15 protein-coding genes are annotated in these 18160 nt (G+C 52.9%); 1 reads left to right on the top strand and 14 read right to left on the bottom strand.

The window, feature by feature from the left end; genetic code table 11:
- Window positions 1-91: 91 nt before the first annotated feature.
- The 4 genes from SC318_RS00075 to SC318_RS00060 form a co-directional block, all read right to left on the bottom strand.
- Complete coding sequence (locus tag SC318_RS00075; RefSeq protein WP_320429142.1) at window positions 92-424, bottom strand: hypothetical protein; 333 nt, start codon at window positions 422-424, stop codon at window positions 92-94.
- A 17-nt stretch (window positions 425-441) separates the two neighbouring features.
- The gene (locus tag SC318_RS00070; protein WP_320429141.1) at window positions 442-771 is read right to left on the bottom strand and encodes a hypothetical protein; all 330 of its coding nucleotides are present in this window, start codon (window positions 769-771) and stop codon (window positions 442-444) included.
- A gap of 531 nt (window positions 772-1302) precedes the next feature.
- Window positions 1303-1638, bottom strand: a complete 336-nt coding sequence (locus SC318_RS00065) for a hypothetical protein (RefSeq protein ID WP_320429140.1) — start codon at window positions 1636-1638, stop codon at window positions 1303-1305.
- 246 nt (window positions 1639-1884) lie between these two features.
- Window positions 1885-2550, bottom strand: coding sequence for a hypothetical protein (locus SC318_RS00060; protein ID WP_320429139.1), 666 nt, complete (start codon window positions 2548-2550; stop codon window positions 1885-1887).
- A gap of 400 nt (window positions 2551-2950) precedes the next feature.
- On the opposite strand from SC318_RS00060, the gene SC318_RS00055 reads away from it, so the two are divergent.
- Window positions 2951-3217, top strand: a complete 267-nt coding sequence (locus tag SC318_RS00055) for a hypothetical protein (RefSeq protein ID WP_320429138.1) — start codon at window positions 2951-2953, stop codon at window positions 3215-3217.
- A gap of 347 nt (window positions 3218-3564) precedes the next feature.
- On the opposite strand, the gene SC318_RS00050 is transcribed toward SC318_RS00055, so the two are convergent.
- The 10 genes from SC318_RS00050 to dnaA form a co-directional block, all read right to left on the bottom strand.
- A complete protein-coding gene (locus SC318_RS00050; protein WP_320429137.1) occupies window positions 3565-3816 on the bottom strand; it encodes a hypothetical protein in 252 nt (83 codons plus the stop codon).
- 1077 nt (window positions 3817-4893) lie between these two features.
- Entirely contained in the window at window positions 4894-6654 is a 1761-nt protein-coding gene (locus SC318_RS00045; protein WP_106111381.1) for a TniQ family protein, read from the bottom strand.
- Window positions 6654-7751: a TniQ family protein gene (locus tag SC318_RS00040; RefSeq protein ID WP_320429136.1), complete on the bottom strand. Its 1098-nt coding sequence runs from the start codon at window positions 7749-7751 to the stop codon at window positions 6654-6656. Before SC318_RS00040 ends, SC318_RS00045 begins: the two co-directional genes overlap by 1 nt.
- A gap of 36 nt (window positions 7752-7787) precedes the next feature.
- The gene (locus SC318_RS00035) at window positions 7788-8723 is read right to left on the bottom strand and encodes a TniB family NTP-binding protein (RefSeq protein ID WP_106111383.1); all 936 of its coding nucleotides are present in this window, start codon (window positions 8721-8723) and stop codon (window positions 7788-7790) included.
- Window positions 8720-10681, bottom strand: a complete 1962-nt coding sequence (locus SC318_RS00030) for a TnsB C-terminal domain-containing protein (protein WP_320429134.1) — start codon at window positions 10679-10681, stop codon at window positions 8720-8722. Before SC318_RS00030 ends, SC318_RS00035 begins: the two co-directional genes overlap by 4 nt.
- Window positions 10662-11300: a transposase gene (locus SC318_RS00025; protein WP_320429133.1), complete on the bottom strand. Its 639-nt coding sequence runs from the start codon at window positions 11298-11300 to the stop codon at window positions 10662-10664. The genes SC318_RS00030 and SC318_RS00025 overlap by 20 nt, the downstream gene beginning before the upstream one ends.
- A gap of 658 nt (window positions 11301-11958) precedes the next feature.
- Entirely contained in the window at window positions 11959-14376 is a 2418-nt protein-coding gene (gene gyrB, locus SC318_RS00020; protein WP_320429132.1) for a DNA topoisomerase (ATP-hydrolyzing) subunit B, read from the bottom strand.
- A gap of 4 nt (window positions 14377-14380) precedes the next feature.
- Window positions 14381-15484 carry a DNA replication/repair protein RecF gene (gene recF / locus SC318_RS00015; protein ID WP_101265038.1) on the bottom strand — a complete coding sequence of 368 codons (1104 nt, stop codon included), beginning with the start codon at window positions 15482-15484 and terminating at the stop codon, window positions 14381-14383.
- A gap of 20 nt (window positions 15485-15504) precedes the next feature.
- Window positions 15505-16608: a DNA polymerase III subunit beta gene (gene dnaN / locus SC318_RS00010; protein ID WP_306490985.1), complete on the bottom strand. Its 1104-nt coding sequence runs from the start codon at window positions 16606-16608 to the stop codon at window positions 15505-15507.
- A gap of 38 nt (window positions 16609-16646) precedes the next feature.
- Window positions 16647-18149, bottom strand: coding sequence for a chromosomal replication initiator protein DnaA (gene dnaA, locus SC318_RS00005; protein WP_320429131.1), 1503 nt, complete (start codon window positions 18147-18149; stop codon window positions 16647-16649).
- Window positions 18150-18160 lie beyond the last annotated feature (11 nt).

Below are 18160 nucleotides of genomic sequence, written 5' to 3'. Positions count from 1 at the left end.
GGACACGACGTTGAGTTTTCACATAGCCTCAATCGATAACTGCCAGTCGCGGGACCACTCGAAATCTGAGTTGAAGATGTCAGCTTGCCGATCAACGCTTTTCGATCGTAAAGGAGTCGTTAAAAAAGTCATCCCTAGCGATCAGACCAAAATCCTCGCCGACAAAAGCTCTGTCAGCACGACCGTCATCGCTGAAGAGAGCCTGGGTACGCCGTTTCTGCTTGAGATTAGCAACTGCCTGAAAGAAGCAACCTTCACATAGGTGTAGCTCATAGCGCTCGCCATCATGTTTCGAGCCATAGCCCCAATGCGCTTGCAGCGTGGCGAATTGAAGCTGGCCACTTGTCACCCGGGTGGAGAGCTGGCAGACGTCGCACAGGACGTCGATCACGGATTCGATTTCTACCTTACCAGTAATCTTCATCACCACCCCCTACCAACCTACATAGACTTGATCGACACCACTTCTACAAACCTGAATTTCTTTCTGGCCATCTTAGTAGCTTCTTGCTCCGCCACCAGAGAGCTCAGCGTATCGGCATCATGTACCATCTCATGCATCTTGCCTTCGAATTCATTTCCAACGTGCAGCGTAACTCTCAGCCTGGGAGTGAAGCCTTTCGAGACCTGCTTTTTTTCCGCTGCTTTTCTCGGTTGCGGCATCACGACATCCGGGGCGGCTTGCGTGTGCGTGTTAGTTTCAGGGGCAGGTGGCTCAGATCTACCGAATAGCGCCCGACGCATCTCTTCTTCCATCAGTTCCGTATTCATAACATTTCTCAGAAAAGGCGTTGTATATAACCTAACCTATTATAGCCGGGGCCACTGATATGGTGGGGTTGCTCGACGGGGGTGGAACCGACATGCCTGCACTCTGAACACCCCATAGCCGCTAGCAAGAACAAAGCCTGGCTCCCTCTACTTCAACGGTTGATGAAAATTGCTGCCCCACCGCTCGTTGATAGGACGAGGGGACACTCAGCCAGTCACAATTGGCAGCAGATGTAACGTACAAAGGAAAAGTTTATGGGCAAAAGTAGTGAAACTCATCATGATGAATTCGTTTTAAGCTTGGCGAGAGAGTGTCCTTTTCCTGAGTGGCTTTTGCTGGAGCTTCCAAACGGCTTATGGGCCGCATTCTGGAGTCAGGGGCTTGGAGGCGAACATGCAACGGCTGTTTGGGAGGGTGATTACCAAGTGTGCTCCTTGACACACCGCGATAGATTCGAGGTTCTACGGCACATGGAAAAGCACAGGCTCGATAGGTAAACGAAAAGCCGACGGGTCCACAAGAAACAACTCTCACTCTTCGACATACTCGATAGAGTCGAGTAGCGCCACCATCTCAGTGAGCTCCTTGCGCAATGCTTCCAGCAATGGACGATTGCTAAGACTGATCATCGGCGGCTGGCTGCAGCCGTACTGGAAGCTTTCAATGCGCTCGGTCACGATGTTCTTGAGCGCAAAATGAACCTCTATTTCGACGACTTGGTTATGTGTTCCACTGGAGCACGAGTTGGCTAAGGCACATCCTAGGGGGAGCAAGTTATCGTCGTGACTTGATAGGTAGGTACTGCACCAGATCTCTCCGTCCTTCAGCTCAGGAGCGAGCGCCAGGTTCTCAAAAAGATACTTCATACGACTATTCCTCTCAGATGCAATCAGTAACAAACTATCTTCATCCAACGATTTCTGTGGCACATAACTAACGTAAGCAGCCGTTCATTACCACCTCCCGCCAGAATGGCACACCCTATCTAGAGCCGTAACCTTCCTTCGCCGGCATGTCGACAACTCAGAACCACAAAGTCCGCCTACAATCTTGACCTATTAGGCAGGATCCAACCCCAGCATGCGGCGCATTCGAATTATTGCCATATCCGCCTATCCGTTGGGCATCGTTTCAACAGTGAAAGGCGCATATACCCTCGAACCTGGAGGAGCCTGGCTCAAAGTGACCTCTACTCCAGCTGTCAGTAACGCGGCAAGAATTACATTTACAATTCCGTCCACTCCAGAAAGCCCTTCCCAAGATTTTCTCGTCTCCCATGCCACCCGTAATTCGCGCTGTAGAGTGATGAAATGATCGCCCATACCACTGTTGTTAACTGATGGGCAGCGTTCCATCAGATTCAGTTCCTCATCCAGACCATCGAGATGGCCCATCAGGTAGGCCGACATTTTCAAGGGCATGGCGATAGCACGAGCGGTTTCAATCAGAAGCTGCGAGCAGTTCCCATGCGTACGGAACGAAATGATGCTTTCATGCGCCCGAGTCACTGTTCCTGATAATGAGGTCTCGAAGCCTTCGGCGTAACTCAATGTCGCCATCTCGCCGTGGCTAAATCGCGCACTTAACCGACAGGCAGCGTATTCCTCCCAAATGGTATGGGCGGCATCGCGCATTGTTGCAACAGCCCAATCACCTTGGTGCTCCGCAAGCATCACGCCCGGCGAGTGGGATTCAAACCAGGAGCTATCCCGTATAGCTTCCCCGTCGTCTATGAAGCGGTAAAGAAATTCCTGGTGGCGGTGGAGACAAATGACCACCCGTTCTACCGTTTCACTGGGGAATTGAACGATGGAAAGCCGATTACCGTTCTATTCCTTGAAAAAACGCTGGATTTGATGAACAGAGTTACACCACAGGTGCTCTCACGTCAGCCGTACGAGTTACCGAAGGTGCTAGCTCTGATCTCGGAAACGGAACCTAACCTCACGTCAGACTCGCGCTATTTACGCCTTATCGATGTTGTTGAACGAAGCTAACCGTTGAGATTTTGGATTGGGTGATGGTGCTATTGATGTAAGCGGGCTGGGAGTTTCAGCCGTGGTCAGTCAACTGAATTTGGAAAATTCCAGCTACCGCTGGTTTTAGCTTGGTGACTGCTGTCACCCCGACGCTACAAATCATCTGCGCAACCCACGCTCTATAAAGGACACAGTCACTATGAGTTCGAAATCAACTGTCACGATCGATGCCGGGGCAAAGTTCCGCCTGCAAGCCGGGCCGTACGACTTGCATACCAATACGCCAAAGTACGGTTTTGAGGTATCAGCGGCTGATGAAGCATCACGCTACCGCGTGATTGATAACTCGCAGATCATGGCCGTGCCGGGTAGGCATTTTTGGGTGTGGGACATCACCAATGAGTCCAGCATGCCGGTGTTTGTCACGCTGACTAAAGACGGCATACCGTTTGATGCGCGCGCTTAAGTCGAGTAGCCGTTACACGCAACAAGGCGAAGCCACCTGAAGGGGCCGGTGAGCAAGGTACGCTCGACCTTGAGGAAGACAGCGTACCATCCGATCCTCACTGATGTAGAAAAAGCCCGTTAAGCTCATCGCTTACAGGGCTTTTTTGCTTCGAATTCTTACCACTGGTCATGCCTAATTCTAGAGCATGTTCATCCAAACCACTAAAGACATCCTCAAAGCCGTGGATGTCCCCCAAAAGCCTGAGCTGCCAAAAAGCTGCGACGGAAAGCGTTCATGCCCGAGGAGGCTGACAGAGACAGTCTTGAACGCTTTACCGATGCAACTTTGAAGAAGGCTAAATCGCCTTAATCCTGTTGGCAGACGCTCCGGTCTGGGAGGATTTCACCAGGAGCCAGTTTTTGGGCGCACAAAGCCACTTCCACACCGTAGTGAAGCGGCACACGTACAACCTTTCCATAAGCCAACTCGATATGCTTCGAGATGACCTGGCTGTCCTGCAATGCCTTAACGTCTGGTGAGAGCTCACGCTTTAACTGCTGGCCGTTCGCGCTGAATGAGTAGCTGCGCCCCACTTGGTACTTGAGGTTGAGCGCCACAACCGCGCCTGTTTCACTCGTGGAGACGACCTCAGCAGTGCCATTGATAGCCCCATACCCGAGTGCACACGCGGTGTTGGAAGAGTTACACTCTCGGAGATCCATCGGAGGGTAGGCCAGCGGTGTCTCACCTCCGCCTTCACGGACATCGAACCGTGCCCCGACCCCGTGCTTATGTTGGCCAGAATTATCAGGCCCAAATGCCGACACACTCACTAACACAGAGTCCTTCGGTGCAGTGTGTTGACTTGCACAACCAGCTACTGCGGCGAAAGCCAAGACCGCAGCGAAACGAAAAGCCTTCTGCATATTTGCAATATCCCTATTTGATTGATCACGCCTACCGTTGTGGAGGGCGATCCAATTACGATACAGAGCCGCATTTACGAATGCACTCGAACTGCATGCATTTTCAAACATTTTCGGTGCAGCGGCTGCCATGCTGGGAGGGACGTCGCCGTTGTGATAACCGTTATTTAGTGCAAGCAGCGGAATTTGTGATCTAAGAAAAAGATTTTCACAGTGCCCAGCGTAGTCCGGGCCCCGTGAGTCATTACGAAGCTGGCTCCATAAAAAATAAAGATTGTCACAAAACTCAAGATCTCCAAAAAAGGTACCTCTGCAAACAATAAAGATCGCAAGACCTTTTTTTTGGGGGCCTGTGAAGCGACCTTCGAGATCACTGGCTTGCGAGGTGACGATTGAAGCTGGCTCATTAAGCTATCCGGACTATCTAGATTGGCAGCGTCTCCCGCCCCCCGAAAAGCATTGGTGATAAGGGAAGGGAGATCCCACGCTCACCAGCCGCAGCACTGGTTCGCTTCCCCGACGCAGGGAAGAGATAGCAGGTGTGACAACGTATATCTGGCTGTGAAAATGTTTTTCCACTGCGGACAAACGCCGTACGCGTGATTCCCGGTTTGCTGTAAGCCACTTTTTCTCTCTGTTAACTTCGTTAACTTACAGATCAAAAAAGCAGTTTACATTCCCTTCTAAATCTTGCTTCCAAATGCCAGCCCTGCAATGCGCTGCCTGACAGTCTGGCCGCTGAGACGACGTTGGCCCATTTGCATCAGCTTACCTACGCCAAACATATTGCCGGCAGTTGGCTCCCACAACTCCCGGACCAGCAACGGGCATAACTCCTTGCTCACGCATAAGGGAGGGGATCAATTTCAAGGATGTCTTATTGATTTTCGCCAACTCAGGACTGAGAACAAACGATTGGTTGAACGCCTTAATCGCTTCTTGAGGAACACAATGTGCTGTTCTACGACCAGTCCGAATCGGGCAACTCGTAAGTAGCCCGCTGCGAATAAGGGCGTAGGCGACCTCCTGTTTGACCCCGAGCAAAAAAGCAGCCTCCACGACGCTGAGGTTCGGGCCACTGCGATGTATCGAGGTAATGCGGCACCGAGGAACAAGCCATTTTCCAAGCGCAATATCGTCATCAGGATTTACTATGTATGCAGGAATCTCACCTCTCTGAATAGAAGCGATAAGTTCGACGAAACTTCCTTTGGTCGGCAGTTCAAGCTTAGCAAGCTGCGTGATTGAGATCAGCCCATCTTTTATGGGAGGGCAAGGAATGGCCGTTCCCAAGTGACTCAGCGACGAGCCGTCTATCCACCATCGCTCCCCCGGCGATGGTTTTCCGCCTAAAGGTCGCAGCAAGCCCGCACCTAGCAACTGACGGACACGTGGCTTGGTGATACTTAAACAACTAGCAGCTTCCTCTAGGCTTACCGCATGTTTGAGCTGTTCCACACGCACCGTAAGTTCTAAATAATCCACCACCAAGCCGGTGCGACCGGATGGATACTTCATTTCACGATGAGGTAGTTCACCATTGGCAACCATGCGATGTAGTAAAGCGGATGGGACATTTACCTTTTTGGCAGCCGCCTGACTTGAAACCCAGCGATGACTCGTGATGGTGTCCAAGCAAAGATAGCGATTTCGCCGCGCCAACGGGCCCTCCCACCGACGTTCGACGTAGCGTCCAAACGCATCTCGGACGAATTGAAAAGCGGCCCCCTTCAAGCCGCTGTGAATATCTTTATACGTTTGCCCAAATACACTTCCAAGCTTCCAGGCTGGCACTGCTTGCCGGGTGATAGCGAGCTTATCCAGAAAAGCCCAGAAACCATGTGGAAAGTCTTTTAGAATCTGGCCGGCAGCGGTCGCCAGGGGAATGGCAACCGCCAAAGCGCCGGCTCCAGCCAGTTTCAATGGTTTATCTAATACCGAATGAGATTCACGAACCCCAAAACGCTTAGCAAGCTCGTGAAATTCGTCAATCGTCAGATGTGACAGAGGATCTGAATTTGTCGGCCCGTGTCTTAAGCGGCGTTCAAATTCGCAAGTTACCCACAAGGCCATGGGATCTGCTCTGATGGATCTGGCACCAAACGAAAGCGATGTGCCGCACTCGGTACACTCAAACGACGCCATGACCCCGGACTTGAATTGCGCTCCACACACGGAGCAATGATCCTGAAGGCTGTTTTTGTGGACCGGGCAACACGTCACCAAGGTGAGGTCCCATAAATCACGCCAATGCTGCGACTCCTCCAAGCATTGTGAGCAGCATTTCCTGTTCTGCGGGGACCATGCTTTGATGGCTTCGGTAGCTGGATGCAAAAGCTCCTTAACCGATAAAAGCCAACTCAAAGAAGAATGGATTTTTACCCATTCTTTCTGGCCCGCCGCCATGCAAGATCGATGCATGGCGACTACCTCTAGGCCGGCCAAACCATTGGCATGAGCTAATCGATACAGATAACCGTAAAAACTTTCATCCATTAACGGCTTGGGAGTAACCAGCAGTCCAAACATTATCGCTGCGGCTCCTCAAACTCATATTCGCGCCATGCCTGGGGAGTACTGAGGAATGAGCTGAATCCCTCAGAGATCAGTTTGAATGAGCAATGGTCCAGCTTGTCCATAGCTAGGTCGTGCACGTGAACCAAACTGCCGTAGACCGAATTAGGCGTCTCTTGCCATGAGGTAAAAACCCTGGCCCGTCGCAGAATTGCGAACATTCCGTTTGGCCAGTCAGATAATGCAGTAGCTGCCCGCTCAAATTGTTGACGCACCAGTCCCATCGAAACGACACGGCGATTCAAACTCAGAGTCATGCCCTTTCGATCACTGGAAATCGCCCCCAGAAACATAATCAACTTCAGCAGGTCATTGAGCCCGAGAGAGGCTAAGCGATCAATATCAAGCCCACCGTCAGATCGCACTGAAAGGCTCTCGTGGCGCTTATACAAGCTGGCAATAAGGGAAGCAAGAGCGGTAGCCAGGGCACTCGCAGCCATAGATGGAAAATCGTCAAAGCGAGCACCACAGCGACACCTGCCCAACTCGGGTCTGTTGTCGCCAAGCGAGGCATAGCATGTTGGACACTGATCCCACAAATAGCAGCCATGCTCTTCACACACTGCTAGCGGAGCAAATGCCCAATAAACACGTGCATATCCATACGCCCTTATACACAAGGGGCAAATACGTTGAGTTTTGAGCGATACGGTGCGTGCTGTGAATTCATGGCCTCCGAGTCTCACCATGCCAGCATCATCTTGAACCGGCATCGACTCAAGAAGAGCTTCGGCAGTGCTGCCGGTGCACTTTTGTAGCTGGCTATTTCTGTTTTCTATCTGCCCATAGAACGAACCGTTAGGCATATCCAATGCGATTTTAAGTTGCGATATACCTAGTAAGTGATTGAGATTTGCGACGCGGAACAAAAGGCTATCTAGCCCCTCCCAAGGCTGAAGATTGCTCTTCAATAGTAAATCCACCTGCGGCACAGCCAGTTGATCAAACGCACGCTGCATCCGTGACTTAGCTTTGATCCGCGACTCAGCTGCACGAGCCTCCATTACAGATGCTTCCAAGGCTAAAAGATCGGCGTAAATATCGTTTTGCATATTGTTATAAATGCCGGGGTTACCCCCGGCAGCCTCTCAAGCAGAAAGATGGTCAAAGTTCTCGAAAGGCTCGCGACCGCCTATTAGCGGCCGGAAATCGAAAGACGTACTGAATGGATTCCTTTCAATTGGGACCTGACTCCACACCTCATCCTTGAACGCCTGGGAAAGTACTTCAAGATCGATACCTTCTGTGTCGTTGTGCTGAACCAGCCACACGGCGCGATCCAGAACTTTGATCAAATAATCAATCAGTCCAAAGGACGCCAAATGGAAACGCTGCAGCATGTCTTTAGAAAGGAAGTTAATGCTCTGAACAGGCAACAAGCCTTGAATGGCCTTCAACAAAGATGCGAATTGCTTCCATTTTTCCTCAGTGAACTCATACCTTCCATAATCGATGCTGGCTGAGAACCTTCGGCGAAGCTGTTCATTAGCCCAAAGCAGCCCCTCTGTCCGTTTCAGACCGACCAGCACTACAGTGATGTCGGTTTCGTTCATCAAACTTTTGATCCAATCTGCTGCCTCGTAAGCACCAACCTTTTTGTAATCCACAAGATGCTGTGCTTCATCCAGGATGATCATTGCGGTCCCCTGATTCTTCAGCAACGTAACTATCCGAGTGAATTTATGCTCGGCAGAATGGCCGCGAGCAGTGGCAAACGGGTCCTTCATTGCGACCAACACAGCCGTCGCGAGGTTCTTTTTTGATGGGGAGGAGGGCATTTCCACAACCAGAACCGACCGAATCTGAGCCGAATCTCCAGCTGTTTCATTGCGTATGTACTCCCTAACCAGCGAGCTCTTGCCGACACCACTCGGCCCTTGGATAACAAGGCCTTTGCTATTTTGAGTTCTGACAGTGTCCTGGTGGACCTCTTCCAAGCGCATGATCGCGTGATCACTTTGCGGGCTACGAATAAAATGGTGGCGTAGAGAAAATGCACTCTCTTGTCGTGTATTGGCGTTCATTTTTTCCCCCTCATGTAGGGAGCGCGCGAGACAACTGGGTATGCAGAAATGGACTCCAGGACTACCTCGGCGTCAAGAAAGTCCACGGAGTCTGGCATGCCTACCGGGAGTGGAGCCTTTTGAACACCGCTGCGATCAAGTTTCACTTTTGCCGCTTCACGGCGTTTACGAGCCTTCTGAGATCGTTTCAGATCTGCAACATCAGCCATGATGGCTCGGTACGCTTGATGAATCGCGTCAAAGGTAGGTGACGACTTTCCTGATTGACGCAACTGCGCACGTGCAAGATCAAAGGTTTCCCGACTCATACCAATGAGCCGTTTGTCTTTAGCTGGTACCAGGATAAAGAGGTTTCTGAAACGGTCATGAACCCATACATGTCCGAGCTCGTCGCGGTATCGGACTTGTATTTTCTCACCCTCCGCGAGCTTCATTTTTAACTCTGCAAGCTCTGGCGAGTGATAGATATGTGTCCCAACTTCAACACCATAATGGTGAACGGGGCTGTCCTTGCGTTTGGCCAGTACTGATTCCAACGCATCCAGATCAGTTGGCAGGCAGATATGACGCTCTGCCTCTCCAGCAAGCCAAGCTTGTGCGGGACTTAGTTGAGACGGGAGGCCACGGTGTGGCCGTTGGTGATAAACGTCCACGATCCACTTGACCAGTTTGGATTCAAGCTCAACAAGGGTTATGCAGGCGAGTGCCTCAGCCGGGTAATTGCCGCGCTCTCTGGTGTTTGAGAAAGTCGTACCTGGAAGTCGATGGATCAGACCGTCATTCAAAGTACGAAAAAAACGCTCTACTGCGCCTTTCTTTTGAGGTGCGCGGGAGGCGGGATACATAATTTCAATGCCAAGCTCGTTAAATGCGCTAACTAGGTCACCTGCGTGGAACTCCGCCGCATTGTCAGGAACAATACGTGAAGGAAGCCCATGGGCTCTCCATTCGTTAAGCACTGCAGAAAATCGAGACAACCAATCCGCTTTCGGCCGAATCGCGCGCTCAATTACCCGGAGCACGCTTTCGGTATTTGGAGCTGAAAAATGGATAAGGTATGCCATGACCATTCGAGAATGGCGATCAAGCACTATCGTCAGAAATGGTCTGCCGATGTGCTTCCCTGTTTCTTCGTCCACCACCAAAATGTCTAGCGGAGTGTGATCAATTTCCCAACGATCGAGAATTTTCCTGACAACCAGTTTGCCTATCGCAGTCCGATGGAGTTGGTTTGCCGCATGTTTGCCCAAACGACCTTTGTCGACCTCACACGGGTCTAGACTGTCAACGTATCGCCTAAAAGTCATTTCAGACGGGACCACTAGCCTTTGAGAGGGCAGCCGTCCCGCATTTATGTTGTCGATACGTGCCTTCAGCTCCGCATACACGGTAGATAGGAGCGGGCGCTCCAAAGTCAGATAGTCGGTATCGACTAGATCCGACACCACCTCCTCTAACTCCCCGATAATGATTCGCGATCGGCCTTTATCTCTGTGACGGGGGACCAATTTAACGACACTGCCAGTTCGGAATAGAAGGATCCATCGCCTAACTGTCGACACTGACGGCGGTGTAATCGGATCACCCATCTCAATGGCTGTTTTTTGAATCAGCCCGTTCAGATCGTTGTTAGGGGGTAGCTTATGACTAATGCAATCAATGAGACGTGTTAGATAGGATCGCCGCCGGTATGCCGCGGCAGAGTGCTTCTCGGGGAAGCAAGTGATGTCAGGTGCTGCGTTTCGAACTATAGGAATCACGCCGAGATAAGGTTGCTCCTCATCCACGAACAACGCTCTGGTGTCATAAAGTTTATAAAACTCTGCCTCCGTCATTTTGGCGGGCTCGCCAAGCTCATCTACCCAAAGCAACTGACGATTTTTGAGCCGTTTTACAAGTGTTAACTTGGCACCGTTAAATATCACCACCAATTTCAGCTTAAGCGAAAAAGTTTCCATGACGGTGGCCTCCTTGGATATAGATCGGAGCAAAAGGTGCTATAGGCTTTTCGAGGTTCACCCCGACGTAACCTAGTCCAAGCAGTTGCCATGTTTTTTTACAACCTAACAATTCACAGAGTTCCTTAATCGTGTCGGGTTGATAGGTCTTTAAAAGCGCAACAGAAGTTTTCGGGTCGCAATCAATGAGCATCATGCTCCGCCGGTAATACATTAAATCACGGAGATTGTTGGAGAACGGCTCAGCCAAGAGATGTTCGTCACTAACAACCGTGAACACCCGATTGGTCTGCCTGAAATGGTCTTTAATAGCCTCCATGCGCGAGCTTGTATGCCGGGTTAGGAGCCTTGCAGCGGGCTTAACCTCAAACCATTGCTCCGTTCCGTCGTGTAGCACCGCCCGGACGTCAGGGTAATAGATGGCGGTGTGCCCACCCATTTCGAAGGTTTCTTTGCTGGGCTGAACTTCGTATCGAAACACCTGAGGCGACAGCTCAAGAAGACTCAAAAAATACCCCTCAAGCTGGGATTCCCAAGGAATGGATTTGCCATTTTTCAGTGAGGGGAAAAAGCCCCGGAAGTGGCAGGATCTGCGGGTTACAACATTTCTTGCGGCCATGACATTTCTCCAGGTCGAACGAGTCCTTGACGCGGAAAAATGCATGCGCCAGCGGACTCATGGAGGCTATTCAACAGGCAACACTGTGCCCTCGAGACGCCTCGATAAGGTCGAAAAATTGGGGAGAGTTGACATGCGCCGAAAAAAGGCAGAAATTACGAGCACCACACTAGTAATTCCTGCTTCATCTAGGCGCGGTCATCCTCCCAAGGTTGATCGCGTTTTTACATTCTGGCTTCCTCTTTCTGCATTTAGAATCCTCATACGCCAGCTCTGGCGCGCATCACGTCAAACAGTAAATTAGCCCTACCTCATGCATTCAAAGCTAATTTTGGACTAATGATATTAAGCCAGGCATTGACTACTGACAATTCCTTTATAGCCATATGAGCAAATAAAGTTGAATCTTATAGTTCCGTGTTATATGTGAAAACCTTCTATAAAATTTAATTTACATCGAGTTAGCGAATAACGTTTTCAATAAAGCTATTTCTCTATTTTTATTATAAAAATATGCATTCTTTATAACACCGAATCGCTTATCCGAAATTTTTAACCAAGAGACACAAAAAAGCCAACGCTACAGCGTTGGCTTTTTTGTGTTGCACAGTTCAACTATTTGTGAAAATTCTCATTTATTTTGAGAACCTACAACAGATCAGAAGTCCAGGTTGGACACTGCCAGCGCATTGCTCTCGATGAAGTCGCGACGAGGCTCGACCGCATCACCCATCAGGGTGTTGAAGATCTGGTCTGCGCCAATGGCGTCTTCGATAGTCACCCGCAGCATGCGGCGTTGGGACGGGTCCATCGTGGTTTCCCACAGCTGATCCGGGTTCATTTCGCCCAGGCCTTTGTATCGCTGAATGGTGTGACGCTTGGTGCTTTCCGCCATCAACCAGTCCAGGGCTTCCTTGAACTCCTTGACCTGCTTCTTGCGTTCGCCACGCTGAATGTAAGCGCCGTCGTCCAGCAGCGTGCTCAATTGCGCGCCGAGGGTGACAACTGTCTTGTAGTCATTGCTACCGAAGAAGTCGCGGTTGAAAGTGACGTAGTTCGACAAGCCGTGGGAGATCAGTTCAACCTCCGGCAGCCATACGTTACGTTCACGGTCTTCGCGCAGGCTGGCTTTGTACACCAGGCCAGACTTCTCGACGGTACGCAGACGCACTTCGTACTGGGCCAGCCAATCCTGCATGGCGGCGTGATCGCCCAATTGCTCCAGGCTCACGGCCGGCAGGTAGATGAAGTGCTCGGTCAGCTCCTGAGGGTACAGGCGCGACAAACGCTTGAGCGTCTTCATGACCATGCGGAAGTCGTTAACCAAGCGCTCCAGCGCCTCCCCAGAGATACCTGGGGCTTCGTCGTTCAAGTGCAGGCTGGCATCTTCCAGGGCCGACTGCGTCATGTACTCTTCCATGGCGTCGTCGTCTTTGATGTATTGCTCTTGCTTGCCTTTTTTCACTTTGTACAACGGTGGCTGGGCGATGTAGATGTAGCCGCGCTCGATCAGCTCAGGCAACTGACGGAAGAAGAAGGTCAGCAGCAGGGTACGGATGTGCGAACCGTCGACGTCAGCATCGGTCATGATGATGATGTTGTGGTAGCGCAGCTTGTCGATGTTGTACTCGTCACGGCCAATACCGCAGCCTAACGCTGTGATCAAGGTGCCGACTTCCTGGGAGGAAATCATCTTGTCGAAGCGCGCTTTCTCGACGTTGAGGATCTTGCCCTTCAACGGCAGGATAGCCTGGGTACGACGGTTGCGACCCTGCTTGGCGGAACCGCCAGCAGAGTCACCTTCCACCAGGTACAGTTCGGAGAGGGCAGGGTCCTTCTCCTGGCAGTCAGCCAATTTGCCTGGCAAGCCTGCGATGTCCAGCGCGCCTTTACGGCGAGTCATCTCACGGGCTTTACGCGCGGCTTCTCGGGCACGTGCGGCATCGATCATCTTGCCGACGACCAGCTTGGCTTCGTTCGGGTTCTCCAGCAGGAAGTCGGAGAAGTATTTGCCCATCTCCTGTTCCACCGCGGTCTTCACTTCGGAAGACACCAGCTTGTCTTTGGTCTGCGAGCTGAACTTGGGATCCGGAACCTTGACCGAAATAATCGCAGTCAGACCTTCACGGGCATCATCACCGGTGGTGGCAACCTTGTGCTTCTTCGCCAGGCCTTCTGCTTCGATGTAGGTGTTCAGGTTACGCGTCAGCGCCGAACGGAAACCCACCAAGTGAGTACCGCCATCGCGCTGCGGGATGTTGTTGGTGAAGCACAACAGGTTCTCGTTGAAGCTGTCGTTCCACTGCAGGGCGATTTCCACGCCGATGCCGTCTTCACGCTGAATGTTGAAGTGGAACACCTGGTTGACCGCAGTCTTGTTGGTGTTCAGGTATTCAACGAACGCGCGCAGGCCGCCTTCGTACTTGAACAGCTCTTCCTTGGCGCTGCGCTCATCCTTCAGGACGATGCCGACGCCAGAGTTAAGGAACGACAGTTCACGAATCCGCTTGGCCAGAATGTCCCAGCTGAAATGGATGTTCTTGAAGGTCTCAGCCGAAGGCTTGAAGTGGATCTGGGTACCGGTGGTTTCGCTCTCACCGACGATCTTCATCGGTTCCTGTGGCACACCATGAACGTAAGTCTGTTCCCAGATTTTGCCGCTGCGGCGTACGGTCAGTACCAGCTCCTCGGACAGAGCGTTCACTACCGAGACACCTACGCCGTGCAAACCGCCGGAAACTTTATAGGAGTTATCGTCGAACTTACCGCCGGCGTGGAGCACGGTCATGATGACCTCTGCCGCCGAAACGCCTTCTTCTTTGTGCACATCGACCGGAATACCGCGGCCGTTGTCGCGCACGGTAATGGATTCGTCCGGGTGGATGATGATGCTGATGTCGTCGCAGTGACCGGCCAGAGCCTCGTCGATGGAGTTATCGACCACCTCGAACACCATGTGGTGCAGACCGCTACCATCATCGGTGTCGCCGATGTACATACCGGGACGTTTGCGTACGGCATCCAAACCTTTCAGCACTTTAATGCTGGTTGAGTCGTACGTGTTTTCTTCGCTCATGCCTTCACTCCCGATGGTCGTGGGTCTGGGTGATACGGCCTTGTTCCACGTGGAACAAAGCGACTGGCGTTTCCGTCTGCCAGCCTTCCCTCAATAATTCGTGGTCTACACAGGTGATAAACACTTGGCAGCGTAAGTCTTCCAATAAGCGGCATAGCGCGCGGCGGTGTTGCTCGTCGAGTTCGGACGGCAAATCATCCACCAGATAAATACATTGGCCGCGTCGCGCTTGGCTAACCAAGTGCCCTTGCGCAATACGCAATGCACACACCACCAACTTCTGCTGGCCGCGGGACAGGATATCCGCAGCATTGTGAGCGCCTAATCTAAGGCGCAAATCAGCGCGTTGGGGTCCGGCCTGGGTATGGCCAATTTGCTGATCACGCTGCAGGGACGTCGCGAGCACTGCACTGAGCTCACGTTCTTTGTCCCAACCACGGTAATAACTCAGCGTCAGCCCCTCGAGGTCCAACAACTCGCTCAAGGTCTGCTCAAAGACTGGTTTCAAGGCTTTGATATAGGCACGGCGGTATTCATCTATTTCGTCGCTGGCCAGGCACAGTTCCCGGTCCCAAGCCGCTTGTGAAGCGGCATCAAGTGTACCATGCCGCAGCCACGAGTTCCGCTGCCGCAGGGCCTTCTGTAGGCGCTGCCAAGTGGCCATAAAACGCGGTTCCACGTGGAACACTCCCCAGTCGAGGAATTGCCTGCGGATCTTGGGAGCGCCTTCCAACAGGCGAAAGCTGTCGGGGTTGATCAACTGCAACGGCAGGATTTCGGCCAACTGCGCCGCACTGCGAGCATTCTGCCCATCAATGCGAATCTGAAACTCTCCGCCACGATCACGGGAAATGCCCAGCGCGCTATGCCCACCTTCGGCCAGTTCGACTTGGCCAAACACCGTGCACGCCAGTTGCTCGTACTGAATTACCGGTAACAGGCGGGCACTGCGAAAGGAACGGGCAAGCCCCAGCAGATGGATGGCTTCCAGCACGCTGGTTTTGCCACTGCCATTGGCGCCATGGAGAATGTTGATACGAGGGGAAGGGGAGAAGGTCACCGGGTGCAGATTGCGCACCGCGGTGACCGAGACGCGACTGAGGGACATCTAGCTTCTGCTGAGCATGATTACAGGCGCATCGGCATAACAACGTAAGCCGAGTCGTCGTTATCGGATTCTTGTACCAGCGCGCTGCTGTTGGAGTCCGACAGAATCAGGCGAACCTGTTCGGTGGTCATCACACCCAGCACGTCCAGCAGGTAGCTCACGTTGAAGCCGATTTCCAGCGAACCGCCGTTGTAGTCAACGCCCACTTCCTCTTCCGCTTCTTCCTGTTCCGGGTTGTTGGCCTGGATCTTCAACTGACCATTGGCCAGTTGCAGGCGAATACCCCGGTACTTCTCGTTGGAGAGAATGGCAGTACGGCTGAACGCTTCACGCAGGGCCTGACGATCGCCAAGCACCAGCTTGTCACCGCCTTTAGGCAGCACACGCTCGTAGTCCGGGAACTTGCCGTCGACCAGCTTGGACGTGAAGGTGAATTCGCCGGTCGTCGCGCGGATGTGGTGTTGGCCCAGAACGATGCTGACGTTGCCATCCGGCTCGGTAAGCAAACGCGCCAGTTCAAGGATGCCTTTACGTGGCACGATGACCTGGTGACGGTCCGGCTGGCCTATATCGGCGCGCATCGAACACATCGCCAAACGGTGGCCGTCGGTGGCGACAGCACGGATGATGCCTTCGGACACTTCCAGCAACATGCCGTTAAGGTAGTAACGTACGTCCTGCTGAGCCATGGCGAAGCTGGTGCGCTCGATCAAACGACGCAGCTTGCTTTGCTCCAGGCTGCAGGTCAGCGAACCCGGGCCTTCTTCCACCGTTGGGAAATCGTTGGCTGGCAACGTGGACAGGGTGAAGCGGCTGCGACCGGCTTTGACCACCAGTTTCGATTCATCGACCTTGATGTCGATCAGCGCGTCGTTCGGCAAGCTTTTGCAGATATCCATCAGCTTGCGCGCCGGCACGGTGATCTCGCCGGGTTCGGCGGGCTCTTCGAGCTGCACGCGGCCAACCAGCTCGACTTCCAGGTCGGTACCGGTCAAAGACAACTGCTGGCCTTCGACCACCAGTAATACGTTGGAAAGCACCGGCAAGGTCTGTCGGCGCTCGACGACGCCTGCGACCAGTTGCAGGGGTTTCAACAGGGCTTCGCGTTGAATGGTGAAATGCATGGTCTAGTCCCTTGCCTTAATAAGCTGCGCTGGTGTCATCACGTAGTCAGTGTACGCAGCAGGTTCTTGTAGTCCTCGCGAATATCCGCGTCGGATTCCTTAAGTTCGTTGATCTTGCGGCACGCGTGCAAAACCGTGGTGTGGTCGCGACCACCAAACACATCGCCGATTTCCGGCAGGCTGTGGTTGGTCAACTCCTTGGAGAGGGCCATGGCCACTTGCCGCGGACGCGCTACCGAACGCGAACGGCGCTTGGACAGCAGGTCGGAAATCTTGATCTTGTAGTACTCGGCAACGGTGCGCTGGATGTTATCCACACTCACCAGCTTGTCCTGCAGTGCCAGCAAGTCTTTCAGGGATTCGCGAATCAGCTCGATGGTGATGTCGCGACCCATGAAGTGCGAGTGGGCGATGACTCGCTTCAGCGCGCCTTCCAGCTCACGCACGTTGGAGCGGATACGTTGAGCGATAAAGAATGCGGCATCGTGGGGCAGATCGACCTTGGCTTGGTCGGCCTTTTTCATCAGGATCGCGACGCGGGTCTCCAGCTCAGGCGGCTCGACGGCAACGGTCAAACCCCAGCCGAATCGCGACTTCAAGCGCTCTTCAAGGCCTTCGATTTCCTTTGGATAACGGTCACTGGTCAAGATGACCTGCTGGCCGCCTTCGAGCAGGGCGTTGAACGTGTGGAAAAACTCTTCCTGGGAACGTTCCTTGCGCGCAAAAAATTGGATGTCATCGATCAGCAACGCATCAACGGAGCGATAGAACCGCTTGAACTCGTTGATCGCGTTGAGTTGCAGGGCCTTGACCATGTCGGCGACGAAGCGCTCCGAGTGCAGGTAGACCACCTTGGCATTCGGGTTCTTCTTTAACAGGTGGTTACCCACAGCGTGCATCAAGTGAGTTTTACCCAGGCCAACCCCGCCATAAAGGAAGAGCGGGTTGTAACCGTGCTTGGGGTTGTCGGCCACTTGCCAGGCCGCCGCACGGGCCAGCTGGTTGGACTTACCTTCCACGAAATTCTCGAAGGTAAAGGTGCGGTTCAGGTAGCTGGTGTGCTTGAGCGCACCTTCGACCTGCACCGTACGCTGTTCGGCACGCACGGGCGCCTGCTGAGAACTCGCACCGGCCATCGGGTCGAAGCTGTCGCGGGACGGTTCTTCGTTCTCCAGTGCATTTTTTTGCGCGGAGGATTTGGCGGGCGTCGGTGCCGCAGCGACAACCGGCGCTGGCTGGGCCTGCGACGCAGCGGCAGCCAATGGCGCATTCGGAGCGGCGCGAGGCGCGGAGCTGCGTTTGCTGCCTATTAATAAGGAAAGCACGGGCGCGATGCCGTTGCCATGTTCGTCGAGCAATTCGAGAACGCGGCTCAGGTACTTCTCGTTGACCCAGTCCAGAACAAAACGATTGGGCGCGTAGACACGCAACTCGTCGCCTTCGGCTTCGACCTGTAGCGGACGGATCCAGGTGTTGAATTGCTGGGCAGGCAGCTCATCGCGCAAAAGCTCCACGCACTGCTGCCAAAGTTCCACTGACACGGATATCCCCT

It is taken from the genome of Pseudomonas sp. MUP55 (assembly GCF_034043515.1).
Lineage (GTDB): Bacteria > Pseudomonadota > Gammaproteobacteria > Pseudomonadales > Pseudomonadaceae > Aquipseudomonas.
Note: the sequence above shows the minus strand (reverse complement) of the source record. Positions and strands in the feature narration are given on the sequence as shown.